Genomic DNA, 24,682 nt, shown 5'->3' with positions numbered 1-24,682 from the left:
CAGGCGATGAATGCGACGCTGGCGTACCGCAATCGCGGCAAGCCAGCGCCCATATTAGATGTGTGGCGTGCTGAATCAGTGTCCGACTACCGTGCGCGTCGACCTGTCGGCATACACCGGTCCCAACCGGTCCAGTCGGCCACTCCACGCCGTCAGTGCCAGGGCCACCAACACCACTGAGCCGCCGATCCACGCGGTGTGGATCAAGCCCATGTGCGCCACGATCAAGCCCCCGGCCCAGGCGCCGCCGGCGATTCCGAGGTTGAACGCCGCAATGTTCAAGCCCGACGCCACATCCACCGCCTGCGGGGTGTGACGTTCAGCCTGGCGCACCACGTACACCTGCAGGCCCGGCACATTGCCGAAGGCGACCGCGCCCCACACCAGCACGGTGGCCAGCGCCAGCCAGGGGTTGCTGGCGGTCAGGGTGAGGATGAACAGCACCGCCGCGAGCAGGGCGAAGATGATTTTCAACGCGCTGATCGGGCCGCGTTTATCGGCCAGCTTGCCGCCCCAGATATTCCCCGCCGCCACCGAGATGCCGTACACCAGCAGCACCAGGCTGACGGTGCCGGCGCTGAAGCCGGAAATGTCCTGAAGGATCGGCGCCAGAAAGGTAAACGCGATGAATGAGCCGCCGTAGCCGATGGCGGTCATGGCGTACACAAGCAGCAAGCGTGGCTGCTTGAGCACTTGCAGTTGTTGCAGCAACGAGGCGGGTTTGCGGTGGGCGATGCTGTTCGGCACATAGATCAGGCTGCCGACAAACGCGATCACCCCCAGGGCCGAGACAGCGAGGAACGTTTCCCGCCAGCCGAAGTGCTGGCCGATAAACGTGCCCAGCGGCACGCCGGTGACCAGTGCAACGGTCAAGCCGGTAAACATGATCGCAATCGCGCTGGCGGCTTTCTCCTTGGGCACCAGGCTGGTGGCGATGGTCGAGCCAATCGAGAAAAACACCCCGTGGGCCAGGCCGGTGACGATTCGCGCCAGCACCAGCGATTCATAACTCGGCGCCTGCCAGGCCAACAGGTTGCCAAGGGTGAACAGCACCATCAGCGACAATAGCAGTAGTTTGCGCGGCACCTTGCCGGTGAGGGCGGTGAGCACCGGCGCGCCAATGGCAACGCCCAAGGCGTACAGGCTGACCAGCAAGCCGGCGGACGGCAGGTCGACGCCCAGGTCGGCGCCGATGGTGGGTAACAGGCCAACGATGACGAACTCGGTCGTCCCGATGGCAAAAGCGCTGAGGGTCAGCGCGAGCAAGGCAATGGGCATGGCTGCAACTCCGATGGCTGTGATTCAGGAGCGCAGTGTCGGGATTTGGCCTGTGCGGAAAAAGACAGGGATCGGCATTTGATAGTTGACCGGTACGCAAAGATGCCCAATGGCGGGGAACGATCAAGGCTCAAACCCGTCAGTTCCTTACAGACCCTGCTGATGGAGCCCGGTGTTTTGCTGAATTTAAAGACTGCATTACTGCTTGGTGCGCTGCTGCTGTGTGGCAATGGCGCACTGCAAGCTGCTACGTCTGCGGCCGCCGCAGCGCCGGCCACGCCTGCCGCAGCGGCTGAACCGGCCAAACCGGAGTTGCTGGTCGAGGGCGGCTTGCTGGGCGCCATCAGTTCCAGCATTGACGATGTACAAGACAAGCTCGACCTCAACCAGAACCTCATCGACGCTTGGCGCTTGCGTGCCGATCGCGCGGCGGATGAGGTGGGGCGCCTGGTCGACCAGACGGCTGAGCGCTCGCCGTGGAGCGTGGCCGGCGACTTCCTGCTGCTGTCCGGCGTCTGGGTTGGCGCCTTTGCGGTGTTGACCCTGCTGGGGCACTTTGTTGTGCAGCGCTTGAGTCGGCGGCATTTCGTCGAGCGACGCGAACGCTTGCTGGCAGTCTTGGGGTATGTGGTGCCCTACACGATCCCCGCGCTCATCTGTCTGCCGCTGACCCTCTACGTCAGCCACTTCCTGGCCTCGTCGGTGGGTCGCGCGCTGGCACTGTGTTTTGCTTACGCCACCAGCAGCGGCATCTTTTCCACGTCGATGTTGCTGTGCGTGATCGTCATGTTCAATCTCGGCCACAAGCGCCCGGCCGTGCAGATCATTCGCAACTACTGCCCCAAGCCGCTGTTCCTGATCGGCTTCCTGGCCGCCCTCAGCGACGCGCTGACCAGCCCGCAGATCGCCCGGCAGTTGGGTGGCAATATCACCAGCAGCATCGCGGTTTTCACCGGCCTGTTCGCGGCGGTGATTTTCGGTGTATTGGTGGTGCGCCTGCGCCGGCCGGTGGCGCATTTGATCCGTAATCGGCCACTGGCCCAGCGCCTCAAACACCCTGCGCTGCAGCAATCGCTGCGAGTGTTTTCCGGGCTGTGGTACTGGCCGATTCTGTTGATGGTGCTGGTCTCGGCGATCAACCTGATCGGCGCTGGCGACGATAACCAGAAGGCGCTGCGCTGTGCGCTGTTCACCACGATTTTGCTGATCGGCACGGTGTTTCTCAGCACCGTGCTGCAACACCTGTTCAAGTCCCGCAGCCAAGTGGCGATCCAGCGCAGCAGCGCCTACAAGGAGCGCTTCCTGAGCCTGTTGCACGCGATCTTGCGCATCGCCATGGCCATCGCGTTTATCGAAATTCTGGGGCGTATCTGGGGCATCTCGCTGTTCGAATTTGCCCAGCGCAACTCGGTGGGCCGCGCGATCAGCGACTCTCTGAGCAGCATCGGCCTGATCCTGCTGATGACCTGGCTGTTCTGGGTGGTGCTCGACACCGCGATTCAGGAAGCGCTGAAACCGCCGGTTAATAAACGCTCCAGCCGTCAGCCGAGTACGCGGGTCAAAACCATCCTGCCGCTGCTGCGTAACGCAGTGAAAATCATCCTAGTGGTGATCTGCGCGATCACCACCATGGCCAACCTTGGCATCAACGTCGCGCCGCTGCTGGCCGGTGCCGGTGTGGTCGGTCTGGCCATCGGTTTTGGCTCGCAGCAATTGGTGCAGGACGTGATCACTGGCCTGTTCATCATCATCGAGGACACGCTGTCCATCGGTGATTGGGTCGTACTCGACTCCGGCCACGCCGGTACCGTAGAAGGCCTGACCATCCGTACGTTGCGCCTGCGTGACGGCAAGGGTTTTGTGCACTCGGTGCCGTTCGGGCAGATCAAGGCGGTCACCAACCAGTCGCGGCAATTTGCCTATGCGTTCTTCTCGGTGCAGTTCACCTACGACACCGATGTGGACAAGGCCGTGGACCTGATCCGCGAGGCCGGGCAATCGATTCGCGATGACGTGTTCCTCAAGTACAACCTGCAAGGGCCGCTGGAGGTGTTTGGCGTCGACAAGATGGACCTCAACGGCGTGGTGCTGACCGCGCAGTTCCGCACGGTGTCGGGCGGGCAATACGCGGTGAGCCGCGCGTTCAACCAGCGCTTGAAAAAGCTTGTGGATAACTGTGATGAGGTGCACTTCGCGCAAACTTATCCACAGCAGGTCTTGCTGCCCAAGCGCACGACGCAGGTGGATGAGCCGGATGAGGAAGCGCCGGCTTCGGTGGTGTTAACCGAGCAGCCGCGTACCCAATGAGGGAAGGTGTCTGGGCTGGCCCCATCGCGGGCAAGCCCGGCTCCCACCTTTTGACCGTGTGAACCCGTTCAATGTGGGAGCTGGCTTGCCTGCGATGAGGCCCTTAGAGTCACTGCGACTTAATGCCTGATCAACTTCTCCTGCACCGCCAACTGATCCACCTCCACCCATATCTGCTGCTTGCCGCCGACCATCACCGCCGCCGGCAGCCCGTCGCGGTACACCACCCGATTGCCACTCACCGCCGGCACTTTACTGCCCGGCAGCAGCGTGCCCACCAGGTTCAGCGGATCAGCCCCGCACACAGCAATCAAACTGCCGTCATGCGGCCGGCGGCGGACTTCGCGCAATGACGCAATTGCCTCCGGCAACGCAAACTGCTCGCCCGCCAGCCCACTGACGAACCGCCCGCCGCGGATCTCCCCGCGCGCTTCGAGCCGATGGAAAGTACGCAGCAATTCGCGCCAGCTCGGCAGCCAATCCGCCTCACGCTCCAGCAACCGCCAGAACACCACGCCATAGCGGCGCAGCAAGGTCATCGCCACATGCTCCAGCGTCTCGGCCGAGTGTGGCCCGGCGGCGCTCGGTGAACGGCGCAACAAAGCCCAGCGCCCGGCGTCGTCCATGCCGCCGATAAACGCCCCGCGTCCGCGCCGGCTGCTGCGCGCCTGGCGTTTGCTGGCGGGTGTGGTCAGCGCGCGCAGGCCGGCAAAGCTGTCGGCATTCACCAGCCCTGCGCCCACCAGTTCCTGCAGCGCCGTCTCCAGTTCGCTGCGCAGCAGATGGGCTTCGTGCACCAGTTCGTCGAAAAACAGCGCGCCATGTTCACGCAGCGCCACGTGGACTTTCTGCGCCTTGGGCGACAGCGTGGTGCTGTCGGTCATCTCGGTCAGCCCGCTCCACAGCGGCACTTGGCTGCGCGGCAGCAACACCACCGGTGTGCTGCGCAGGGCCATCGCGCCAGCCTTGTTGCTCAGCCGCGTCCACACCAGCTTGCCGCTGCGGCACAGGTCGTCGAGCCAGGTGGATGAGTAATCCTTCAGGCGCGCGCTCAGCAGGTCAGTGTCCCAAGCCGAGGTGGCGGCGGCGTAGCCCTCAAACTGCGCGACAATCTGCGGCAACATGGCGCTGCCCTGGCCGCGTGTGCCCTCGGACAGGTGCTGCCAATCGAACAGAAAGCGCATGAAATCCTGCAGCGCCACGGGCTCGATTTCCCGGCGCAGGCGCTTGACCGTGTAGCGATGAATGCGCGCGAGCAAATGCCGTTCGCACCACTGTTCTTCGCTGGCGCCAGGGCTGAAACGGCCGCGCAGCACGTAGCCTTCCTGCTCCAGGCGGGCGAGTGCCTGGGTTACGTCTGCCACCGGCAGGGCCAATGGCGCGGCGATCTCGATCAGGCTCAGCGGGCCGAACCCGCCGAGGCGGGCGCGGAGCACTTCGACCAGCGCATCATCAGTGGTCCAGGGTTCATCGAAGCCCGGCAGCAACGGCAAGTCGTTGGGATAAATAGCCTGCAAACAGCTCAAGCGTTCCACCGCCACCCACAGGCCATTGCTCAATGCATAGGCGCGCCCACCCTTGGCCAAGGCCTGCAGCCACTCGGCCCATTGCGGCGTGACCTCGTGAGTGGCAATGCAGGCCAGGCTCATCAGCGCTTCGTGCATTTCGTCCAGGCCATTGGGCGCCGGCCAGGCTTCCTCGCGCACGCCGGCGATGGCCTCGGCATCCAGCGCGCCGAGGTCGTCGGTGCTGTGCGGGTCGCTCCAGCGCCGGTTGAGCACGGCTTGGGTACGGCGTTCTTCCAAGGGGGCGTCGTCGAGAAAGGTGTAGGGGCGCGCGCTGAGAATTTCCGCGGCCATGGGCGAGGGCGCCGGCAGGTCACGGCTGATCAGCCGCACTTCGCCGCTTTCCATGCGCCGCAGCAGCGCCAGCCAGGCGTTGCTGTCCATGGCGTCGTGCAGGCAGTCGTCGAGGGTCTGCTCCACCAAGGGGTGCTCGGGCACTTCGCGCTCGCCGGCGAGGTTTTCCAGGCAGGCGATCTGGTCGGGAAACACGTTGGCGATCAGGTCTTCGCTTTTCATGCGCTGGATCTGCGGCGCCACTTTGCGCCCGCCGGTATAACGCGGCAATGCCAGTGCCACACCGGCGTTCCAGCGCCAGCGCACGCCGAACAACGGCGCGTCCAGCACAGCCTGGATCAGGACGTACTCGGCACTGTTGCTGTTCAGATACCGCCACACGTCATCCAGCTCGAAACTGTGGCTGGTCGACAGCGACAGCACGATTGCATTTTCACTGGCCGCCGCCTGCAATTCGACATTGAACGTGCGGCAAAAACGCTTGCGCAACGCCAGGCCCCAGGCGCGATTGATACGGCTGCCAAACGGCGTGTGAATGATCAGTTGGGTGCCGCCGGACTCGTCGAAAAACCGCTCCATGATCAACGTGTCCTGGGACGGCAGCGCGCTCAGGGCCAGGCGTGCGCGGGCCAGGTAATCGAGGATCTGCTCGGCGCTGGCGTGGTTCAGGCCAAGGGTGCCGGTGAGCCAGTCGAGGGCCGCTTGCAAGTCGCCGGGCGTGGCGCTGAGCAGCGCGTCGAGCTGGCCTTGAAACCGCGCCACCGCCGCCGACAATTCGTTGCTGCGCCCCGGCGCCTCGCCCAGCCAGAACGGAATGGTCGGCGGCTGGCCATGGGCGTCCTCAACTCGCACCTTGCCGGCTTCGACCCGCAAAATTCTGTAGGACGTATTACCGAGCTGGAAGATATCCCCGGCGATGCTTTCCACCGCGAAGTCTTCGTTGACGCTGCCGATGTTCAGGCTCTGCGGCTCCAGCAGCACGCTGTAGTCGGCGTTGTCGGGGATGGTGCCGCCGCTGGTCACGGCGGTCAGCTTGGCGCCACGGCGGCCGCGCAGGGTGTGGGTCACGGCGTCGCGGTGCAGGTAGGCGCTACGGATGCCCTGGCGGCCGTTATAGCCCTCGGCGAGCATCTGCAACAGCGCCTGGTAATGGCGCTCGTCCAGCGCGGCGTAGGGCGAGGCGCGGCGAATGAGATCGAGCAGTGCGGGTTCCGACCATTCCTGCGCACTGACCTCGGCGATGATCTGCTGGGCCAGTACATCCAGCGGCGCGACCGGGATCTGCAAGGTGTCCAGCTCACCCCGGCGCACGCAGTCGAGCAGGGCGGCGCACTCGATCAAGTCGTCGCGGGTGGTGGCGAACAGGCGCCCCTTGGGCGTGCCGCCGACCTGGTGCCCGGAACGGCCAACGCGTTGCAGGAAACCATTGATTGAGCCGGGCGAGCCGATCTGACACACCAGGTCGACGTCACCGATATCAATCCCCAGCTCCAGGGACGCAGTGGCGATCAGCACTTGCAACTCGCCGGCCTTGAGCCGTTGCTCGGCGTCCAGGCGCAGCTCTTTGGCCAGGCTGCCGTGGTGCGCGGCCACGGCGGTTTTGCCCAGGCGCTCGCTCAAGTGCCGCGCCAGGCGTTCGGCCAGGCGCCGGGTGTTGACGAAAATCAGCGTGGTGCGGTGTTCGCGCGCCAACTCGGCGAGGCGGTTGTAGACCAGTTCCCACACGTCGTTGGCCATGACCGCCGAGAGCGGCACCGGCGGCACTTCGATATCCAGGTCACGCGGGCGGGCGTGGCCGATATCGACAATTGCGCAGGGGCGCTCGGTGCCGACCAAAAAGCGCGACACCGCCTCGATGGGCCTTTGCGTGGCAGACAGGCCAATGCGGGTCAGCGGTTCGGCGCACAGGCCCTGCAGGCGTTCCAGGCTCAGGGCCATATGGCTGCCGCGTTTGCTGGCGGCGATGGCGTGGATTTCATCGACGATCACCGTGCGCGTGCTGGCGAGCATGTGCCGGCCGGAGTCCGAACCCAGCAGCACGTAGAGCGATTCCGGGGTGGTCACCAGGATATGCGGCGGGCGCTTGCGCATCTGTGCGCGGTCTTTTTGCGGGGTGTCGCCGGTGCGCACGGCGGTGCGGATCACCAAGGGCGGCAAGCCCATCGCCTGCAGCTGCGCGGTGATGCCGGTGAGCGGGTTTTGCAGGTTGATCTGGATGTCGTTGGACAATGCCTTGAGCGGCGAGACATACACCACCAGCGTCTCGTCCGGCAGTTGCCCGCCATTCGCCAGGCCTTGGTGCACCAGGTCATCCAGTACGGCGAGGAACGCCGTCAAGGTCTTGCCGGAACCGGTGGGCGCAGCGATCAGGGTGGAGCGGCGCTGGCGAATCAGCGGCCACGTCTGGGCCTGGGCGCTGGTCACCGAGGGGAAAGCGTTGCGGAACCAGGCGCTGACAGCGGGGTGAAAGCCGTTCAAGACCGTGTCCGTGGTTTCAGGAAGGTTCATACCCCTTATATGCAACCGGCGGTGCCAAGTTGCAACCCCGCACTTTATCCGTGACGGTTGCGCTACAAACCCGCAAAATGCAACGATTCTGGAATAAACCTACGGCCGGCTTCATCCGCCTGCCGACAATAACCATCGTTCCAAACAGACCGGGCCTGCACACTCTATGCGAATGCGCCTTATGTTACTGGGCGGCGGGAATGCCCTCGGGCAAGCGCTGATTCGCCTCGGTGCAGAGGAAGACATCGGTTTCCTCGCACCCAAACCGCCCCAAGACGGCTGGGATGCCGCGAGCCTTACCCAATTGCTCGACGACACCCGTCCCGATGCGTTGATCAACCTCGCCTACTATTTCGACTGGTTTCAGGCCGAAGCGGTCAGCGAAACCCGTTTGGCCTCTCAGGAATTCGCCATCGAGCGCCTGGCCGAGCTGTGCCAGCACCACAACATTACCTTGCTGCAACCGTCCAGCTACCGCGTGTTCGATGGCTCCCGCGCCACCGCCTACAGCGAAAAAGACGAGCCGGTGCCCCTGGGCCTGCGTGGCCAGGCGTTGTGGCGCATCGAGCAAAGCGTGCGCGCTACCTGCCCGCAACATGTGCTGCTGCGTTTTGGTTGGCTGCTGGATGACAGCGTCGACGGCACCCTCGGGCGCTTTTTGGCGCGGGCCGAGAAGCCGGATGAGTTGCTGATGGCCGATGATCGCCGGGGTAACCCGACGCCCGTGGACGATGCCGCGCGGGTGATCATCTCGGTGCTCAAGCAACTTGATTGCGCGGCGCCGCTGTGGGGCACCTATCACTACGCCGGGCACGAGGCGACCACACCGTTGGCGCTGGGCCAGGCGATCCTTACCGAAGCGCGTAATTTCCACCCACTGGCGATCGAATCGCCTACCGCCCAGGCTCACGCGGCACGCCCGGATGCGGCAGATGAACCGCAACACGCGGTGCTGGCCTGCAAGAAAATCCTGCACACCTTCGGCATCAAGCCTCGGGCGTGGCGGGCGGGGCTGCCGGCGTTGCTGGATCGGTTCTACCGCCACAGCTGACACCGCACAAAACCAAAATGTGGGAGCGGGTTTTGTGTGGGAGCTGGCTTGCCTGCGATCGCATCACCTCGGTATCACTGATACACCGAGGTGTCTGCATCGCGGGCAAGCCCGACTCCCACACAAGCCCGCTCCCACAGGGGTTATGCAGTGTTACTTAGAACTTGTAGCCGATACCCACCATGTAAACCATTGGGTCAACGTCCACATTGACCTTGGCACGTGTGCCCTGGCCCAGCGCATTGTTGTCCACGGTGGCCTTGGTGCTGATGTCGATGTAGCGCGCCTGGGCGTTGATCATCCACTTGTCGTTGATCATGTAGTCGGCGCCGATCTGCGCGGCCCAGCCCCAGGAGTTTTCGGCCTTGAAGTTGCTGAAACCGGCTTGTTCGGCGCGGCTGCTGACGTGCTCGTCGTAGATCCAGGTGTAGTTGATACCGGCGCCCACGTACGGCTGAAAGGCGGATTTGCTATCCATCGGGTAGTACACGACGCTCAGGGTTGGCGGCAGGTGCTTGAGGGTGCCGAGCTTGCCGTTGGCGGCGCCGAGGGCGGTGTTCTTGATCTTCACATCGTGCTCGAATGGCGTGGCCGCCAGCAGTTCGATACCGACGTGGTTGGTCAGCATGTAGGCGAAGTTCAACCCCAGTTGGGTGTCGCTGCTCATGGTCGCCTTGCCGCCCAGGTTGGTGCCCGCCAATGGGCCCTGATCAACCTTCACATGGCCACTTTCAGCTTCCGGATTCACGGTAATTGCACCGGCGCGAATCAGAATTTCGCCCGCTTCGTGAGCGTGTGCGACCGGGGCGGCGAGGGCGAGCGCGAAGAGGGACGCGCCGAGCAGAGACTTGTTCATGGGAGCTCCAAAAGGACGTTAAAAGTTGTACGTCCAATGGTAAAGATCGTTCCGTTCGATCCTTTGACTCAGCTCAATGAAAGGACGATCAGCCCCTATTCCTGCAGCTCGTAGACATAAATCTTGTCGGCATCCATTTGATAACCGGCGTCGGCCAGTTCGCTGGATGACGGCTTGACCTGCATCACGCCTTCGATCCAATACGGCTGATACAACTCATCGAGTTTCACCCCGACTTCGCTTTTCACATGCACGATCTGGTTCGAGGGCGGCGGCGGTACGTGGATGCACGCGCCGAAATACGGCACCAGCAAAAACTCGGTGGTGCGGCCTTCTTCGCTGACTTCCAGCGGCACGATGTAACCCGGCAAGCGGATGTGCTTACCGTCCAGGCTTTGCACCACCGGCGCGTTGGGCAAGTCCTGCTTGGCGGCCGGCGCCGACTCGACCGACAGCGCGTCGGCCATGTTCGACAGGTCGTGCAGCGGTTTCATGTTGGGGATTTCCGGCGGCGCGTCCGGCGGGATCATCTCCTGCCATGACAGATCCTTCGGTTGGTCTTCGGCCCAGACGGGCACTGCTACCAACAGCAGCATTGCAAACAGGGCACGACGCATCGAAGCCTTCCTCATAAACGTATGGACAGGCCATCGGCCAGTGATTGTCGATAGGCGCGCCACGCGGGCACGCTGCCCATCAACAGCGCCGCGGCGAGAATGCCGGCGAGCAAGGTCCATTCATATTCGCTCGGCCATGACATCGGCAGGTCCAGCCCGTAATTGGCCTGCAAATACCCGCGCGAGGCGGCGATGCACAGGTACAGCAGACCAACGCCCGCCACCACGCCAGACAGCGCCAGGGCGAAGGCTTCAAAGATCAGCAGCGTTGCGATATGCCACGGCCGCGCGCCCACCGAGCGCAAAATGGCCATTTCACGGCGGCGCTCGTTGAGGCTGGTGAGGATCGCCGTGAGCATGCCGATCAAACCGGTCAGCACCACGAACAGCGAGATCACGAACAGCGCTTTTTCGGCGGTGCCCATCATGCTCCACAACTCTTGCAGGGCCACGCCCGGCAATATCGCCAGCATCGGCTCACCGCGAAATTCATTGATTTCGCGTTGCAGGGCGAAGGTGGAAATCTTGTTGTTCAGGCCGAGCATGAACGCGGTGATGGCCTGTGGCGTGAGGTCCATGTTGCGCGCCTGATCGGCGCTGATGCGGCCTTTGCCCTGGGCCGGCACGCCGTTGTGCCAGTCGATGTGAATGGCTTCCATGCCACCGAGGCTGATGTGCAGTGTGCGGTCCACCGGCGTGCCGGTACGTTTCAAAATGCCGACCACGGTGAACGGCTTGTCATCGTGTTTGACCAGGCTGACCACCGCGACACCGTGGGCCAGCACCAGCTTGTCGTCCAGCTTGTAATGCAGCGCCTCGGCGACCTCGGCACCGAGCACCACCTCAAACGGGTCGGTGGCAAAGACGCGGCCGCTGGCCAGTTCGAGGTTCTGTTTGCGACCGTACTGGTAGTGCTCGAAGTAGGATGGGTTGGTGCCCATCACCCGATAGCCGCGGTGCGAGTCGCCGAGGGAAATCGGGATCGCCCATTTCACCTGCGGGCTGGCGGCGAAGTGCTCGTAGCTGTCCCAACGGATGTTGTTGGTGGCGTTACCGATACGGAACACCGAGTACAGCAGCAAGTTGACCGAGCCCGAACGCGCGCCGACGATCAGGTCGGTGCCGCTGATGGTGCTGGCAAAACTGTTGCGCGCCTCAACGCGCACGCGTTCCACCGCGAGCAACAAACAGACTGACAGCGCGATGGCAAAGGCGGTGAGGATCGCGGTAAAGCGGCGGTTAGCCAGGCTGGCCATGGCTAGACGAAACAAATACATCTCAAACCTCTGCGGGCGTGGCGGCGCGATTGAGTTCGGCCAGTGACAGGTGGCGGTCGAACAGCGGCGCGAGGCTCTGGTCATGGCTGACAAACAGCAGGCTGGCGCCAGCGTCGCGGCATTCGGCGAACAACAACTGAATGAAAGCTTCGCGGGCGTCGTAGTCCAGCGCCGAGGTGGGCTCGTCGGCGATCACCAGTTCCGGTTGGCCGATCAGCGCGCGGGCGGCGGCGACGCGTTGTTGTTGGCCGATGGACAGTGAGTCGGCGCGGCGCTCGAGCAGATTGTTGTCGTTGAGGCCCAAATGCGCGAGCAAGGTCGCGGCGGCCTGGTCGACGCTGCCGTGGCGCTGAACCGCGCGTTGCGCGCGCAGCTTGGAAAAGTGGCAAGGCAGCTCGACGTTCTCGCGCACCGACAGAAACGGCAGCAGGTTGAACTGCTGGAAGATGTAGCCGGTGTGGTCCACGCGAAAGCGGTCGCGGGCGCCGGCCGAGAGTTCGGTCAGCTCTTGGCCGAGCAGGCGGATGCTGCCCCGGCTGGGTTTCTGCACGCCGCCGAGCAGGCCGAGCAGCGTGGTTTTGCCGCTGCCGCTCGGGCCTTTGAGAAACAGGGTTTCGCCGGCTTGCAGGCTAAACGCTGGGATGTCCAGCAACTGTGGGTGACCGGGCCAGTTGAAGCCCAGGTCAGACAGTTCGATCAGTGCTTGGGTCATGTGAAATCAATATCGCCTGGTTGTAGAGCGTGGCGCCGATCCAATGTGGGAGCTGGCTTGCCTGCGATGACGGCGGCACATTCAATATGGATGTGTCTGTTATACCGCTATCGCAGGCAAGCCAGCTCCCACATTGACCGTGTTTCAAATCAGAACTTCAGGGTGGTTGCGGTGGCCGTGGCTTCAACACCTTGCTGGCCGCTTGGGCCGATCAGTTGTACCTGAATCTTCTGAGTGGCGGGGAAGGTCTTGAACACCTGGGTCAGGTCGAGGTTGCTCAAGGCCGTCGGCGTGGCGCAGGTGAACTGGTAGTGGGCGTGAATTTCACTGTGGTCATGATGATGTTCGTGGGCGGCTGCGCCTTTGCCGTCGGTGGCGTGGTCATCGTCGTCGTCATCATGATCGGCTTCTGGCTTGTCGCCGAACAGCGGGCTGTTGAGTTCCTGGGTGCTGATCACGCAACCGGCGGGCTTGGGCAGGTTGAACAGGGCCAACGGGTTTTCCAGCTGTTTGCGCACTGCAGCGACTTTGGCTTTGTCGGCCGGCGTGCTGGCCTGGTGTTCAAAACCCACGAGGTTCATGGCCGGGCTGTCAAATTCCAGCTCAAGCGTCTGACCGTCGAGTACCGCATTGAGACGGCCGACGCCATGCTCGTGGGCGCCGAGGCTGCCGTGCTCATGTTCGTGATCATCGTGAGCATGGGCAACTGCCAGTGGCAGCAGGGCAAACGGCAAAGCAAGCAGCAGACGGCGCATGAGAAGGCTCCAGAACATGAAAGTTTTGTTATGTGATCTTATAACAATAGTGACAGAGTTTGACCGCCCGCTTGGCGTTGCGCAAGCCGCGTGGGAGCATGCCCGTCAGAAAAGTGCAGGAGTAGGGACGATGTTGCGAATTCGTGGAACGGTCGGCGACATGCCGGTGGACTTGACCCTGGAGCTGGATGACGGCGATTGGGCGCGCTTGGGCGCCCAGTTGCAGGCCGCGCCTACGCCGAGCGCGCCCGCTGCCGCGCCGGTCAAACACAATGATGATCTGTGGCAGCACGCCCAGGACCTGTTGCGCAAGGCCGGGCAACTCAACGGGCTGGAACTGCTCGATCAGCTGGAAGGCTTGGCCGGTGACGCCGCATCAGGCAAGCGCCTGCTGGTGCGCTTGCGCCATAACGCCAAGGTGAAAGTGACCAGCGGCGGGGATACGCCGCTGTACAGCTGGATCGGCGATTAGTACAGCGCAGCAAACAACTTGCGGCGGTACGCGGTGACCAGCGGGTGGTCATTGCCGAGCAGTTCAAACACCTGCAGCAAGGTCTTGTGCGGCAAGCCTTCGCTGTAGCTGCGGTTGCGGATAAACAGCTTGAGCAAGCCTTCCAGCGCCGCGTCGTATTGCTGACGTGCCAGCTGCTGAATCGCCAACTGATAGGCCGCCTCATCATCCTGCGGGTTTTGCGCCAGGCGGCTTTTCAAGTCGGCGGCGTCCGGCAGCTCGGCGGCCTGGCGCAGGAAGGTGATTTGCGCCTTGGCGCCGGCGAGGGCAGCTTTGTGGTCATCGCTTTTCACGGCGTCGAGCACGGCCTGGGCTTCGCCCAGTTCACCGCGCTCAGCCAGGCAGCGCGCGTACAGGATCAGCGCGCCGGCGTTGGTGTTGTCTTCGCCCAGCATCGTCACCAGCACCGCTTCGGCATCGCTGATGCGGCCTTCGGCAAACAGCGCCTGGGCCTGCTCCAGCGGATCAGCCGCCGCCGGTGGTGGCATCTGCACGTGCGGCTCCAGCATTGCGCGCACCGCCGACTCCGGCTGCGCGCCGGCAAACCCGTCCACCGGCTGGCCGTCCTTGAACAGCACCACGGTGGGCAGGCTTTGAATGCCAAAACGCGCGACGATATCCTGCTCAGCCTCGCAATCGACCTTGGCCAACAGCAACTCGCCCTGATAACTCTCGGCAATTTTCGCCAACATTGGCATCAACGCCTTGCACGGCGCGCACCACTCCGCCCAGAAATCCACCAGCACGGGTTTCTCGAAGGAGTTCTGGATCACTGCCTGGTCGAAGTTGGCGGTGGTGACGTCGAAGATGTACGGCGTGGGCTCACTCATGGGGCGTCTCGAATAAAGCGGGAATGGGGCAACTATAAGGTGATGGAGTCCAGATCGCTATCGCGGGCAAGCCGCTCCCACACTTGACCGCGTTCCCTTGTGGGAGCGGGCGTGCCCGCGATGGCCTCAAGCGCGCCGCGAATGGTACAGGCTCACCTTGCGAAACTCCCAAGGCTCGGCCAGGTCCGGCAGGGTCAGCGCCTCAAGGATTTCCAGGCGTTGATAAGCCGGGTGCTGGAAGTCGCGCACGCGCGAATCTGCTACCAGTGCTTCACGGCCGCGCGTCAGGAATTGATCAAGCAGCGGCAGGTTGGCGCGGTCGTAAAGCACGTCGGCCACCAGGATCAGGTCGAAGCGATCGGCTTCGGCGAAAAAATCCGCTGAATAACCCAGGGTCACACCGTTGAGTTCGGCATTCGCCCTGCAGGATGCCAACGCCAGCGGGTCTAAATCACACGCGACCACTTCCAGCGCGCCCGCCTTGATGGCGGCAATCCCGGCCACGCCAGAGCCTGCGCCAAAATCCAGCACGCGCTTGCCGGCAACCCACTCGGGGTACGCCGCCAGGTAACGCGCCAGCGCCAGACCGCTGGCCCAGCAGAAACTCCAATAGGGCGGCTCATGCAGGATGCGCCGGGTTTCTTCGGGGCTGAAGGCGCGGTCCATATTGTCCGCGTCCAGCAGCCACAACGACAGCTCGGTGCCCGGCAGCGGGCAGGGCACCAGTTGCGCGTCGCCGATCAGCTCGCTCAGGGCGCGTTGCAGGTCCAGCGGTGGCGTCATGGCGCCGGGACGAGTTGCAGCGGGCCGGTGGCCTGGGTAATTGCCTGGGTGATGCGCACGGCGGGCAGGTGCAGGATCAACTGGCCGGACTGGCTGGCGCGACCGCGCAATTCAACCCGCGCACCGGCCGGGAAGGCTTCCGGGTTAAAGCGCAGGCGGAACGCCAGGGGCTTGCCATTGCCGGTCAACACGCTGCTGGCGAGCAGTTGTTGCGGGCGGTTGCGCTCGTCAATCACCAGCAGGGCCAGTTCGACTTCGGCGTTGGCCGGCACGCCGTTGAGGGTGCCGTTGATTTCGCGCTGATAAGCCGGCAGCGGGCCGAGGTCTTCAATGCCGGGCACTTTTTTCTCTTGGGCGGGCGTCGGTTGAGGCGCCGAAGGCTTGGGGGCTTCGCTGCTGCAGGCGACCAGAAAACTGAACAGGGCGAGTAAAACAAGTGGTCGTAACTGCATGTACGGCTCCAGAAAGGGCAAAATCCGTGGCTTTAAAATAAAGAAACATATAAGCCTGCCTATATACCGTAAAGGCTATGGCTTGTCTTGCCACAGGGATGCGCTACCATGGCCCTCCCTTTTTTTGTTGCCTGCCACCATGCACTGTCCCTTCTGCGGTGCCAACGACACCAAGGTCATTGACTCGCGTCTGGTCGCCGAGGGCGATCAAGTACGTCGCCGGCGCGAATGCCTGGCCTCTGGCTGCGGTGAACGTTTCACCACCTTCGAAACCGCCGAACTGGTATTGCCACGTCTGATCAAGTCCGACGGCAGCCGCCAGCCTTTCGACGAAGACAAACTGCGCGCCGGTATGCAGCGCGCCCTGGAAAAACGCCCGGTGAGTGTCGAGCGGCTGGAGGCGGCGCTGGTGCATATCAAGCACAAGCTGCGTGCGACCGGCGAGCGCGAGGTCAAGAGCCTGGTGGTTGGAGAGCTGGTGATGGGCGAGCTGCAAAAGCTCGACGAAGTCGCCTATATCCGTTTCGCCTCGGTGTATCGACGCTTCCAGGACCTCAACGAGTTCCGCGAAGAAATCGACCGCCTGGCCCGTGAGCCTGCCAAAAAATGAACCCTCCGTCTGCCGAACAAGCTGTCCTCGACGCCCATTACATGGCCCGCGCCCTCGAATTGGCGCGCAAGGGCGTGTACACCACCCACCCCAACCCGCGTGTGGGCTGCGTGATTGTGCGTGACGGGCAGATTGTCGGCGAAGGCTGGCACGAGCGCACCGGCGAACCGCATGCCGAACCGAATGCCCTGCGCGCTGCCGGTGCCAAGGCGCGTGGCGCCACGGTGTACGTAACCCTGGAGCCGTGCAGCCACCACGGACGCACGCCGCCGTGTGCCGATGCACTGGTGACTGCCGGTGTGGCGCGCGTGGTGGCCGGGATGCAGGACCCGAACCCGGAAGTGGCCGGGCGTGGCATGCAGCGCTTGGCGCAAGCCGGTATCGAAACCCGCAGCGGCGTGCTGGAAAGCGAAGCGCGCGCGCTGAACCCGGGCTTCCTCAAGCGCATGGAGCACGGCCTGCCGTTTGTGCGGGTCAAGTTGGCGATGAGCCTGGACGGCCGCACCGCGATGGCCAGCGGCGAAAGCCAATGGATCACCGGCCCGGCCGCCCGCGCCGCCGTACAGCGCCTGCGTGCCGAGGCCAGTGTGGTGCTGACCGGCGCCGACACGGTGCTGGCCGATGGCGCGCGTCTGACGGTACGCGCCGACGAGTTGGGCCTGGACGATGAAACCACCGCACTTGCCATGTCGCGCCCGCCCTTGCGCGTGTTGATCGACGGGCGCCTGCGGGTGCCGCTCAATGCGCCGTTCTTCAAGGCCGGCCCGGCGTTGGTCATCACCTGCGTGACCGCGGAAAACCAGTTCCCCCGTGGCCCCGAATGCCTGGTGGTGCCGGGCGTTGACGGTCAGGTCGACCTGCGCTCGGCCCTGGTGGCCCTGGCCGCCCGTGGCGTCAACGACGTGCTGGTGGAAGCCGGCCCGAGCCTGGCCGGTGCGTTCGCCCAGCAAGGGCTGGTGGACGAGTACGTGATATTCGTCGCCGGCAAGTTCCTCGGCTCCGCCGCGCGGCCTCTGCTGGACTGGCCGCTTGAGAAACTGGCCGATGCCCCCCCACTCAAGATCACTGACATGCGCGCTGTAGGCGACGACTGGCGAGTCACTGCCATCCCTATGCCAGCAGCGAGCGTATAATTCCCGGCCCGCGCTTGAGCGACAGCCCCTCGTTTTCAGGAGAACGAAATGTTCACCGGCATTATCGAATCCATCGGCAGCATCCGTGCAATGACTCCCAAAGGCGGCGACATCCGCCTGCTGGTTGAAACCGGCAAGCTGGACCTGGGCGACGTTAAGCTGGGCGACAGCATCGCCGTCAGCGGCGTGTGCCTGACCGTCATCGAGCTGCCTGGCAACGGCTTTGCCGCCGACGTCAGCCGGGAAACCCTGGACTGCACCGCGATGAACGACCTCAAGGCCGGCAGCCCGGTCAACCTGGAAAAAGCCCTGACCCCGACCACGCGCCTGGGCGGCCACCTGGTCAGCGGCCATGTCGATGGCGTCGGCGAAGTGGTGTCCCGTAGCGAGAACGCACGGGCCGTGGAATTTCGCATCCGCGCTCCCAAAGAGCTGGCCAAGTACATCGCCCACAAAGGCTCGATCACCGTCGACGGCACCAGCCTGACCGTGAACGCCGTGAATGGCGCCGAATTTGAACTGACCATCATTCCCCACACCCTGAGCGAAACCATCATGGCCTCGTACCAGCCAGGTCGCCGGGTGAACCTGGAAGTCGACTTGCTTGCCCGTTACCTGGAGCGCCTGCTGTTGGGCGATAAGGCCGCAGAGCCTACTGCCGGGAACATCACTGAAAGTTTTTTAGCCGCTAACGGCTACCTTAAATCCTGACCAAGGGGGTGCCGCGTGGCGCTCAATAGCATCGAAGAACTGGTTGAAGACATCCGCCAAGGCAAGATGGTCATCCTGATGGATGACGAAGACCGTGAAAACGAAGGCGACATCATCATGGCCGCCGAGACCTGCAAGGCTGAGCACATCAACTTCATGGCCAAGCACGCGCGTGGGCTGATCTGCATGCCCATGAGCCGCGAACGCTGCGAGTTGCTCAAGCTGCCCTTGATGGCGCCGCGCAACGGGTCGGGTTTCGGCACCAAGTTCACCGTATCGATTGAAGCGACCACCGGCGTGACCACCGGTATTTCTGCGGCCGACCGCGCGCGCACCGTGCAAGCCGCCGCCGCCAAAGACGCCAAGGCCGAAGACATCGTCAGCCCCGGCCACATCTTCCCGCTGATGGCCCAGCCGGGCGGCACCCTCGCGCGTGCCGGCCACACCGAAGCTGCCTGCGACCTGGCGCGCATGGCCGGTTTCGAGCCGAGCGGCGTCATCTGCGAAGTGATGAACGACGACGGCACCATGGCCCGTCGCACTGAACTTGAAGCGTTTGCGGCTGAACACAACCTCAAGATCGGCACCATTGCCGACCTGATTCACTACCGCATGATCCATGAGCGTACCGTTCAGCGGATTGCCGAGCAGCCACTGGACAGCGAACTGGGCCAATTCAATTTGGTGACCTACCGTGATTCAGTGGAAGGTGACGTGCACATGGCCCTGACGCTGGGGAACATTTGCGCCGAAGAACCGACCCTGGTGCGTGTGCACAACATGGACCCGTTACGCGACCTGCTGATGGTCAAGCAGCCCGGCCGCTGGAGCCTGCGCGCCGCCATGGCTGCGGTCTCCGAGGCAGGCAGCGGTGTGGTGCTGTTGCTCGGTCACCCGTTGGACGGCGATGTATTGCTGGCGCATATCCGCGAAACCGCCGACCACGTGCCGGTGAAAAAACCGACCACCTACAGCATCGTCGGTGCGGGTTCGCAGATCCTTCGTGACCTGGGCGTACGCAAAATGCGCCTGATGAGCGCGCCAATGAAATTTAATGCGATATCCGGTTTCGACCTGGAAGTTGTAGAATACGTGCCCTCCGAATAAAGGCCGGCGATTTTTGCCCCTTGTTCGCGGTTAAATCATCACTGAGGGACGCACTTTTCGCGTCCCGGCTCTTTAAGAGATTTGTCGAATGACCCTGAAGACCATCGAAGGTACCTTCATCGCCCCCAAAGGCCGCTATGCCCTGGTGGTTGGCCGCTTCAACAGCTTCGTGGTTGAAAGCCTGGTAAGCGGTGCCGTTGACGCCCTGGTTCGCCACGGTGTGAGCGAGAGCGATATCACTCTCATCCGTGCCCCTGGCGCCTTCGAAATTCCACTGGTTGCGCAAAAAGTTGCTCAGCAGGGTGAATACGCGGCGATCATCGCCCTGGGCGCGGTCATTCGTGGCGGCACCCCGCATTTCGAATACGTGGCCGGCGAATGCACCAAGGGCCTGGCCCAAGTGTCCATGGAGTTCGGCGTGCCCGTCGCTTTCGGCGTGCTGACCGTGGATTCCATCGAGCAAGCCATCGAGCGTTCCGGCACCAAGGCCGGTAACAAAGGCGCTGAAGCTGCCCTGTCCGCGCTGGAAATGGTCAGCCTGCTGTCGCAGTTGGAGGCCAAGTGATTTCCGACGAGAGCGATCAGTTCAACCCCCAAGACCCGCGCCCTGCGGATGCCGGCAAGCCGTCCAAAAGCGAGAAGCGCCGTAAAGCGCGTCAACTCGCGACCCAGGCGCTGTACCAGCGTCTGATGGCCGGCGCTTCGCTGAACGAAATCGAAGCGCAGTTCCGCGTCGACAACGACTTCACGTTTGCCGACCAGAGCTACTTCCACGACATCCTGCACGGTGTGCATGCCAACCTGACCGAGATCGACACGGCGCTGGCGCCTTGCCTGGACCTGACGATCGAAGAGCTGGACCCGGTTGAACTGTGCGTTATGCGCCTGTCCACCTGGGAACTGCTCAAGCGCGTTGACGTGCCGTACCGCGTAGTGATCAACGAAGGGATCGAGCTGGCCAAAGTCTACGGTTCGACCGACGGCCACAAGTTCGTCAACGGCGTGCTCGACAAGCTGGCCCCGCGCCTGCGTGAAGCCGAAGTGAAGGAACACAAGCGCTAAGTCGCGCTGACCTTCCCAATGGGTGAGTTCGAGCTGATCCGCAACTACTTCGCCGCCGCGCCCTGTGCGCAGGGCGGCGAAGGCATTGCCCTTGGGATCGGCGACGACTGCGCCTTGCTGGCGCTCCCCGCCGGGGAGCAGCTGGCAATCTCCACCGATACGTTAGTGGCCGGCGTGCATTTCGCCGACCCGTGTGACCCGTTCCTGCTCGGCCAGCGCTCGCTGGCCGTGGCAGTGAGCGACTTGGCTGCCATGGGCGCCCATCCGCTTGCCTTTACCCTTGCCCTGACAACGCCGACGGTCGATGCCGATTGGCTGCAACGCTATGCCCAGGGTTTGAACACCATGGCGCAAAGCTGCGGCGTCGGCCTGGTGGGCGGCGACACCACGCGCGGGCCGCTGAGCCTGACCCTGACCGTGTTTGGCCGTGTGCCGGCTGGGCAGGCGTTGACGCGCAGCGGTGCGCAACCGGGTGACTTGCTGTGTGTAGGCGGTGAGCTGGGCAATGCTGCCGGTGCGTTGCCGCTGGTACTGGGCCAACGCACGGCAGACGCCGCTGTCGCCGAGCCGCTGCTGGCGCACTACTGGTCGCCACAACCGCAACTGGCGTTGGGCCTGGCGCTGCGGGCGAAGGCCACATCGGCCATGGATATCTCCGACGGCTTGTTGGCCGATTGCGGGCATATCGCCAAAGCGTCGGCTGTCAGCCTGGTGATTGAGCGTCAGCAATTACCGTTGTCGGCGGCCTTGCTGGCGTTTCTCGGTGATGACCAGGCGCGCGTGGCGGCCCTGAGCGGGGGCGACGACTACGTATTGGCGTTCACGTTGCCGCCGGCCGAGCTGGCGCCGTTGCAGGCTGCTGGTTGGCCGATCCACGTGATCGGTCGGGTCGAGGCCGGGCAGGGCGTCACCTTGCTCGATGCCACTGGGCAAGACATCACACCGGCCGTGCGTGGCTATCAGCATTTTCACGAAACACCGTAAGCCAGCGACCTGCGCTACCCTCTATACGGATATTACGGTGTGTGGGGTTGTGTCGTTATGGATGTACGCCGTTGGCTGCTGGTGGTGCTGTGTGCACTTGCCTCGCTGGTCCAAGCAGATGAAGGCCCGGTCCCCGGCAAGATCACGCTGGCCAGTGAGGAATGGAACGACTACACCAACAAAGATGGCAGCGGCCTGGCCTGGGACGTATTGCGCCAAATCTTCGAGCCCGCCGGCATCACCCTGCAAGCCCGCAGCGAGCCCTATACCCGCTCGGTCGGCCTGGCCCAGCGCGGCGAGGTGGATGGCTGGGTCGGTGCCTATCGCGATGAAGCCAGCGGCGTGTTGTACCCGCACTGGAATTTCGACTCGGACCACATCTACGCCCTCGGGCTGGCAACGACGCCGACGCCAAGCCTCGCCACGCTGGGCAATTACCGCCTGGCCTGGGTACGCGGCTACAAGTACGAGGAGTACTTGCCCAACCTGCGTCACTTCAACCAGATCGAACGCCGAGACGGCATCCTGCCGATGCTGCAGCACGGCCGCGCCGACTTCTACATCGACTCGCTCACCGAAGCCAGGTACGTGCTTGGTCAGGCGGACGATCCTTCGCAGTTCAGGCTCACGCCTATCGCCGAGCTGCCGCTTTACATAGGCTTTGCCGACACTGAGCGCGGCCGGGCCTTGATGGCGGTGTATGACCAGCGCATGGAGGCTTTGGTCAAAAGCGGCGAACTGAAGCCGATTTTCGGACACTGGAAGCAGCCTTACCCGTTCTGACCTGCATAGAACCGGGACGAAGGCCAATCGAACCGATTGATCTTTATCAGCGATAATTCAGCTTAAGCGTCTGTAGGAACCTGCTGTTACAATGGCGCCCTCTGTGAAATCTGAAATCAGGAGCACACGGTGCCCGTCGTTTTCGTCGCCGCTTCCAAGCTGCCTACCCCTTTTGCCACGTTCACCATGAACGGCTTTCTCGAAGAGGCCACTGGCCGCGAGCACGTCGTGCTCAGCCTGGGTGACATCGCCGACGGCGCGCCGGTGCTTGGCCGCGTGCACTCCGAGTGCCTGACCGGCGACGCATTGTTCAGCCAACGCTGTGACTGCGGTTCGCAACTGGAAGCCGCCATGCGCGCCATCGCCCGCGAAGGCCGTGGCGTGCTGCTGTACCTGCGCCAGGAAGGCCGTGGCATCGGCCTGATGAACAAGATCCGCGCCTACGAGCTGCAAGACGGCGGCGCCGATACCGTCGAAGCCAACGAACGCCTGGGCTTTGCCGCTGACCAGCGTGACTATGCGATCTGCCTGCCGATGCTCGAGCACCTGGGCGTGAAATCCCTGCGCCTGATGACCAACAACCCGCGCAAGGTCAAAGCCTTGACCGAGATGGGCATCACCGTGGCCGAGCGCGTGCCGCTGCACACCGGGCAAAACCCGCACAACAAGCTCTACCTGGCGACCAAAGCCAGCAAGCTCGACCACATGATGGGCAACGAGCACCAGGGCGAGGTCGACCGCGCGTGACCCGTGGCCAGGTGAAACGGCGACTGTCCTTCAACTGGTGGCAGTACCTGGCCCTGGCATTGCTGCCGTTGTTCGTGATCAACCTGGTGTTCGGCCAGGCCCAATCCCTGCTTCCCGTATTGGCCATGCCGTTCTTTATTGCCGGCGTGGCCTCGATGTTTTTGAGCCTGCGTTATTTTAACGGCTATAAACACGCGCTGATCGCCACCGCCAAAGCCCTCGATACTGCCGAAGAACCGGCTGCCTGGATCACCCTCGCGGCCCGTCGTCGCACGGCCTTGCTGGTCGCGGCCCTACCGGCCTGGATCGGCGCGTTGGCGGTGTTTGTCGGCCTGGAAGCGGTGCCGCTGTTTTTGCTGGCGCTGTCCACCCTGGTGCTGTTTTACCTCTACCGCATCCCGCGTCAATTGGGATGATGCGCTACTGGCTGGCGGTGCTGCTGTTGGCATTCAGTGCCCAGGCGCTGGCGGTCCAGCGCGTCGTCAGCCTGGCGCCTTCACTCTCTGAAATCGTGGTTGAACTGGGCGCCGCCGACCTGCTGGTGGGCGTGCTCGACGGTGGCGAGCGCCCGGCGACATTGGCGCAAGTGCCGTCGGTTGGGCAGTACGGGCAACTGAGCATGGAGCGCCTGCTCAGCCTCAAGCCCGACTTGATCCTGCTGTGGCCCGGCAGTGTCGGCCCGGCTCAGCGTGAGCAATTACAGCGCCTGAACATCCCCGTGTATGTCGCCGAACCCCATAGCCTCGAACAGCTGACCACCCAGGTTCAGAGCATCGCCGAGCAATTGGGCCGCGCCGACGCCGGCCGGCAACTGGCCGCACAGCTACGCCAGCGCCTGGCCGAACTGCGCCAACGCTACCAGCGTGCCGAGCCGCTGCGCGTGTTTTACCAGGTATGGAACCAGCCGCTGTACACCGTAGGCGGCGGGCAGATCATCAGCGACGCGCTGAGTGTGTGCGGCGCGCGCAATGTGTTCGATGACCTGAAGCTGCCGGCGCCGCAGGTCAGCATCGAGTCGGTGTTGCAGCGCAATCCCGAGGTGATTCTGGCCGGGGATCAGCCGCAGTTGAACGCCTGGAAGGCCTGGCCGCAGGTGACCGCCGTGGCGCAGGGGCGTTTGTTATTGGTGCCGGATAAAGGCCTGGAGCGGCCCAGCGGCCAGATGGTCGAGGCGGTGGCCGAGCTCTGCGCGTTGATTGCCCCACAACGCTAGCGTGCGAGAGGCGTGTTGTCCTACCGATTAATAAGATTCTTCCGTTGAGTGGCTCGGCCAGCAGCGGATTACTCTATGGCCCGCGATGCGTGCCGCATGGCGATTATTCCACTACAGGAGGTGGCCATGCGTCGTTTGATCATCGGTGTTTCTACTGCCCTTTTGCTGACCGGCTGCGCGACGCTGGAAGGTGTCTCAACGTTGATGAATTTCTGGGCTGATCCGCTGGTAGAGAAGGCTGGCCGAGGCGAAAGAACCTCCAAGCAGGACATTCTCGCTATCCAGCAGCCCAAGCGCATCACCCCGATTCGTAGTGGCAGCTCACAGTGTTTTGACTATGAACTGGAAAGCCAAGGCAAAAAAAAGGACTTCTACGTCGGCTTTACCGAGGCCGGCCGTGTTAACGCCTATGGGTTTATAGACTGCGCCGAGGCCATCAAGGCCGGGTATCTGAGTACGAATGAGCCCATGCGCGAGCGTCGTTGAGGCGCCAAGGGGAGCGGCGCACATGACCCTGCCACTGCAATGCTCGTTCC

General features: G+C 63.3%; 25 protein-coding genes. 15 read left to right on the top strand and 10 right to left on the bottom strand.

What is annotated here, in order from left to right; genetic code table 11:
• Positions 1-75: 75 nt before the first annotated feature.
• The gene (locus tag FPT15_RS15720) at positions 76-1,278 is read right to left on the bottom strand and encodes an MFS transporter (protein ID WP_145162663.1); all 1,203 of its coding nucleotides are present in this window, start codon (positions 1,276-1,278) and stop codon (positions 76-78) included.
• 177 nt (positions 1,279-1,455) lie between these two features.
• Between FPT15_RS15720 and FPT15_RS15715 the strand changes: the two genes are divergently transcribed.
• The gene (locus FPT15_RS15715; protein WP_145162660.1) at positions 1,456-3,585 is read left to right on the top strand and encodes a mechanosensitive ion channel family protein; all 2,130 of its coding nucleotides are present in this window, start codon (positions 1,456-1,458) and stop codon (positions 3,583-3,585) included.
• Between the two features lie 119 nt (positions 3,586-3,704).
• Here FPT15_RS15715 and FPT15_RS15710 read toward each other — a convergent pair whose 3' ends face one another.
• Positions 3,705-7,952, bottom strand: coding sequence for a DEAD/DEAH box helicase (locus FPT15_RS15710; RefSeq protein WP_145162657.1), 4,248 nt, complete (start codon positions 7,950-7,952; stop codon positions 3,705-3,707).
• A gap of 166 nt (positions 7,953-8,118) precedes the next feature.
• On the opposite strand from FPT15_RS15710, the gene FPT15_RS15705 reads away from it, so the two are divergent.
• Positions 8,119-9,003, top strand: a complete 885-nt coding sequence (locus FPT15_RS15705; RefSeq protein WP_145162653.1) for a sugar nucleotide-binding protein — start codon at positions 8,119-8,121, stop codon at positions 9,001-9,003.
• Between the two features lie 157 nt (positions 9,004-9,160).
• Here the strand turns inward: FPT15_RS15705 and FPT15_RS15700 are convergent, their stop codons facing one another.
• The 5 genes from FPT15_RS15700 to FPT15_RS15680 form a co-directional block, all read right to left on the bottom strand.
• Positions 9,161-9,859: an OmpW family protein gene (locus FPT15_RS15700; protein WP_145162650.1), complete on the bottom strand. Its 699-nt coding sequence runs from the start codon at positions 9,857-9,859 to the stop codon at positions 9,161-9,163.
• Positions 9,860-9,954: 95 nt separating this feature from the next.
• Positions 9,955-10,476, bottom strand: coding sequence for a DUF3299 domain-containing protein (locus FPT15_RS15695; protein ID WP_145162647.1), 522 nt, complete (start codon positions 10,474-10,476; stop codon positions 9,955-9,957).
• Between the two features lie 11 nt (positions 10,477-10,487).
• Positions 10,488-11,753, bottom strand: coding sequence for an ABC transporter permease (locus FPT15_RS15690; RefSeq protein WP_145162644.1), 1,266 nt, complete (start codon positions 11,751-11,753; stop codon positions 10,488-10,490).
• 1 nt (position 11,754) lies between these two features.
• On the bottom strand, positions 11,755-12,465 hold the full coding sequence (locus FPT15_RS15685) for an ABC transporter ATP-binding protein (RefSeq protein WP_145162641.1): 711 nt from the start codon (positions 12,463-12,465) through the stop codon (positions 11,755-11,757).
• A 149-nt stretch (positions 12,466-12,614) separates the two neighbouring features.
• The gene (locus tag FPT15_RS15680; RefSeq protein ID WP_145162638.1) at positions 12,615-13,220 is read right to left on the bottom strand and encodes a DUF2796 domain-containing protein; all 606 of its coding nucleotides are present in this window, start codon (positions 13,218-13,220) and stop codon (positions 12,615-12,617) included.
• Positions 13,221-13,350: 130 nt separating this feature from the next.
• Between FPT15_RS15680 and FPT15_RS15675 the strand changes: the two genes are divergently transcribed.
• A complete protein-coding gene (locus tag FPT15_RS15675; protein ID WP_145162635.1) occupies positions 13,351-13,692 on the top strand; it encodes a hypothetical protein in 342 nt (113 codons plus the stop codon).
• On the opposite strand, the gene trxA is transcribed toward FPT15_RS15675, so the two are convergent.
• From trxA to FPT15_RS15660, 3 genes are all read right to left on the bottom strand, one after another.
• Positions 13,689-14,561 carry a thioredoxin gene (gene trxA, locus FPT15_RS15670; RefSeq protein ID WP_145162632.1) on the bottom strand — a complete coding sequence of 291 codons (873 nt, stop codon included), beginning with the start codon at positions 14,559-14,561 and terminating at the stop codon, positions 13,689-13,691. The genes FPT15_RS15675 and trxA overlap by 4 nt on opposite strands.
• Positions 14,562-14,687: 126 nt before the next feature.
• Positions 14,688-15,344, bottom strand: a complete 657-nt coding sequence (locus FPT15_RS15665; protein WP_145162629.1) for a methyltransferase — start codon at positions 15,342-15,344, stop codon at positions 14,688-14,690.
• Positions 15,341-15,796, bottom strand: coding sequence for a YbaY family lipoprotein (locus FPT15_RS15660; RefSeq protein ID WP_145162626.1), 456 nt, complete (start codon positions 15,794-15,796; stop codon positions 15,341-15,343). Before FPT15_RS15660 ends, FPT15_RS15665 begins: the two co-directional genes overlap by 4 nt.
• Before the next feature lie 139 nt (positions 15,797-15,935).
• On the opposite strand from FPT15_RS15660, the gene nrdR reads away from it, so the two are divergent.
• The 12 genes from nrdR to FPT15_RS15600 all read left to right on the top strand — a co-directional run bounded on the left by nrdR (position 15,936) and on the right by FPT15_RS15600 (position 24,632).
• Positions 15,936-16,406, top strand: coding sequence for a transcriptional regulator NrdR (nrdR, locus tag FPT15_RS15655; RefSeq protein WP_164487963.1), 471 nt, complete (start codon positions 15,936-15,938; stop codon positions 16,404-16,406).
• Positions 16,403-17,539: a bifunctional diaminohydroxyphosphoribosylaminopyrimidine deaminase/5-amino-6-(5-phosphoribosylamino)uracil reductase RibD gene (gene ribD / locus FPT15_RS15650; protein ID WP_145162623.1), complete on the top strand. Its 1,137-nt coding sequence runs from the start codon at positions 16,403-16,405 to the stop codon at positions 17,537-17,539. The genes nrdR and ribD overlap by 4 nt, the downstream gene beginning before the upstream one ends.
• Before the next feature lie 48 nt (positions 17,540-17,587).
• Positions 17,588-18,250 (top strand): riboflavin synthase, encoded by a 663-nt coding sequence (locus FPT15_RS15645; RefSeq protein WP_145162620.1) that lies wholly within the window; start codon positions 17,588-17,590, stop codon positions 18,248-18,250.
• Positions 18,251-18,265: 15 nt separating this feature from the next.
• Positions 18,266-19,357 carry a bifunctional 3,4-dihydroxy-2-butanone-4-phosphate synthase/GTP cyclohydrolase II gene (gene ribBA / locus FPT15_RS15640; RefSeq protein ID WP_145162617.1) on the top strand — a complete coding sequence of 364 codons (1,092 nt, stop codon included), beginning with the start codon at positions 18,266-18,268 and terminating at the stop codon, positions 19,355-19,357.
• An 88-nt stretch (positions 19,358-19,445) separates the two neighbouring features.
• Positions 19,446-19,922, top strand: coding sequence for a 6,7-dimethyl-8-ribityllumazine synthase (gene ribE / locus FPT15_RS15635; protein ID WP_003194576.1), 477 nt, complete (start codon positions 19,446-19,448; stop codon positions 19,920-19,922).
• Positions 19,919-20,419, top strand: a complete 501-nt coding sequence (gene nusB, locus FPT15_RS15630) for a transcription antitermination factor NusB (protein ID WP_017135996.1) — start codon at positions 19,919-19,921, stop codon at positions 20,417-20,419. The genes ribE and nusB overlap by 4 nt, the downstream gene beginning before the upstream one ends.
• A gap of 18 nt (positions 20,420-20,437) precedes the next feature.
• Positions 20,438-21,403, top strand: a complete 966-nt coding sequence (gene thiL, locus FPT15_RS15625; RefSeq protein WP_145162614.1) for a thiamine-phosphate kinase — start codon at positions 20,438-20,440, stop codon at positions 21,401-21,403.
• A 57-nt stretch (positions 21,404-21,460) separates the two neighbouring features.
• Positions 21,461-22,186 carry an ABC transporter substrate-binding protein gene (locus FPT15_RS15620; protein WP_145162611.1) on the top strand — a complete coding sequence of 242 codons (726 nt, stop codon included), beginning with the start codon at positions 21,461-21,463 and terminating at the stop codon, positions 22,184-22,186.
• 129 nt (positions 22,187-22,315) lie between these two features.
• On the top strand, positions 22,316-22,933 hold the full coding sequence (gene ribA, locus FPT15_RS15615; protein WP_017135999.1) for a GTP cyclohydrolase II: 618 nt from the start codon (positions 22,316-22,318) through the stop codon (positions 22,931-22,933).
• On the top strand, positions 22,930-23,349 hold the full coding sequence (locus FPT15_RS15610; protein WP_145162608.1) for an MFS transporter: 420 nt from the start codon (positions 22,930-22,932) through the stop codon (positions 23,347-23,349). The genes ribA and FPT15_RS15610 overlap by 4 nt, the downstream gene beginning before the upstream one ends.
• Complete coding sequence (locus tag FPT15_RS15605) at positions 23,346-24,146, top strand: cobalamin-binding protein (protein ID WP_145162606.1); 801 nt, start codon at positions 23,346-23,348, stop codon at positions 24,144-24,146. The genes FPT15_RS15610 and FPT15_RS15605 overlap by 4 nt, the downstream gene beginning before the upstream one ends.
• Positions 24,147-24,272: 126 nt before the next feature.
• Positions 24,273-24,632 (top strand): transcriptional regulator, encoded by a 360-nt coding sequence (locus tag FPT15_RS15600; RefSeq protein ID WP_145162603.1) that lies wholly within the window; start codon positions 24,273-24,275, stop codon positions 24,630-24,632.
• The last annotated feature ends 50 nt before the right edge of the window (positions 24,633-24,682 follow it).

Origin of the sequence: Pseudomonas sp. RGB (assembly GCF_007713445.1) — a bacterium.
Taxonomy (GTDB): domain Bacteria; phylum Pseudomonadota; class Gammaproteobacteria; order Pseudomonadales; family Pseudomonadaceae; genus Aquipseudomonas.
Note: the sequence above shows the minus strand (reverse complement) of the source record. Positions and strands in the feature narration are given on the sequence as shown.

Bases quoted from the DNA above. Each gene is read 5' to 3' on its own strand.
- FPT15_RS15720 (WP_145162663.1), bottom strand. From the start codon at position 1,278: ATGCCCATTGCCTTGCTCGCGCTGACCCTCAGCGCTTTTGCCATCGGG.
- FPT15_RS15710 (WP_145162657.1), bottom strand. From the start codon at position 7,952: ATGAACCTTCCTGAAACCACGGACACGGTCTTGAACGGCTTTCACCCC.
- FPT15_RS15705 (WP_145162653.1), top strand. From the start codon at position 8,119: ATGCGAATGCGCCTTATGTTACTGGGCGGCGGGAATGCCCTCGGGCAA.
- FPT15_RS15700 (WP_145162650.1), bottom strand. From the start codon at position 9,859: ATGAACAAGTCTCTGCTCGGCGCGTCCCTCTTCGCGCTCGCCCTCGCC.
- FPT15_RS15695 (WP_145162647.1), bottom strand. From the start codon at position 10,476: ATGCGTCGTGCCCTGTTTGCAATGCTGCTGTTGGTAGCAGTGCCCGTC.
- FPT15_RS15690 (WP_145162644.1), bottom strand. From the start codon at position 11,753: ATGTATTTGTTTCGTCTAGCCATGGCCAGCCTGGCTAACCGCCGCTTT.
- FPT15_RS15685 (WP_145162641.1), bottom strand. From the start codon at position 12,465: ATGACCCAAGCACTGATCGAACTGTCTGACCTGGGCTTCAACTGGCCC.
- FPT15_RS15680 (WP_145162638.1), bottom strand. From the start codon at position 13,220: ATGCGCCGTCTGCTGCTTGCTTTGCCGTTTGCCCTGCTGCCACTGGCA.
- FPT15_RS15675 (WP_145162635.1), top strand. From the start codon at position 13,351: ATGTTGCGAATTCGTGGAACGGTCGGCGACATGCCGGTGGACTTGACC.
- trxA (WP_145162632.1), bottom strand. From the start codon at position 14,561: ATGAGTGAGCCCACGCCGTACATCTTCGACGTCACCACCGCCAACTTC.
- FPT15_RS15665 (WP_145162629.1), bottom strand. From the start codon at position 15,344: ATGACGCCACCGCTGGACCTGCAACGCGCCCTGAGCGAGCTGATCGGC.
- FPT15_RS15660 (WP_145162626.1), bottom strand. From the start codon at position 15,796: ATGCAGTTACGACCACTTGTTTTACTCGCCCTGTTCAGTTTTCTGGTC.
- nrdR (WP_164487963.1), top strand. From the start codon at position 15,936: ATGCACTGTCCCTTCTGCGGTGCCAACGACACCAAGGTCATTGACTCG.
- ribD (WP_145162623.1), top strand. From the start codon at position 16,403: ATGAACCCTCCGTCTGCCGAACAAGCTGTCCTCGACGCCCATTACATG.
- FPT15_RS15645 (WP_145162620.1), top strand. From the start codon at position 17,588: ATGTTCACCGGCATTATCGAATCCATCGGCAGCATCCGTGCAATGACT.
- ribE (WP_003194576.1), top strand. From the start codon at position 19,446: ATGACCCTGAAGACCATCGAAGGTACCTTCATCGCCCCCAAAGGCCGC.
- thiL (WP_145162614.1), top strand. From the start codon at position 20,438: ATGGGTGAGTTCGAGCTGATCCGCAACTACTTCGCCGCCGCGCCCTGT.
- FPT15_RS15620 (WP_145162611.1), top strand. From the start codon at position 21,461: ATGGATGTACGCCGTTGGCTGCTGGTGGTGCTGTGTGCACTTGCCTCG.
- FPT15_RS15605 (WP_145162606.1), top strand. From the start codon at position 23,346: ATGATGCGCTACTGGCTGGCGGTGCTGCTGTTGGCATTCAGTGCCCAG.
- FPT15_RS15600 (WP_145162603.1), top strand. From the start codon at position 24,273: ATGCGTCGTTTGATCATCGGTGTTTCTACTGCCCTTTTGCTGACCGGC.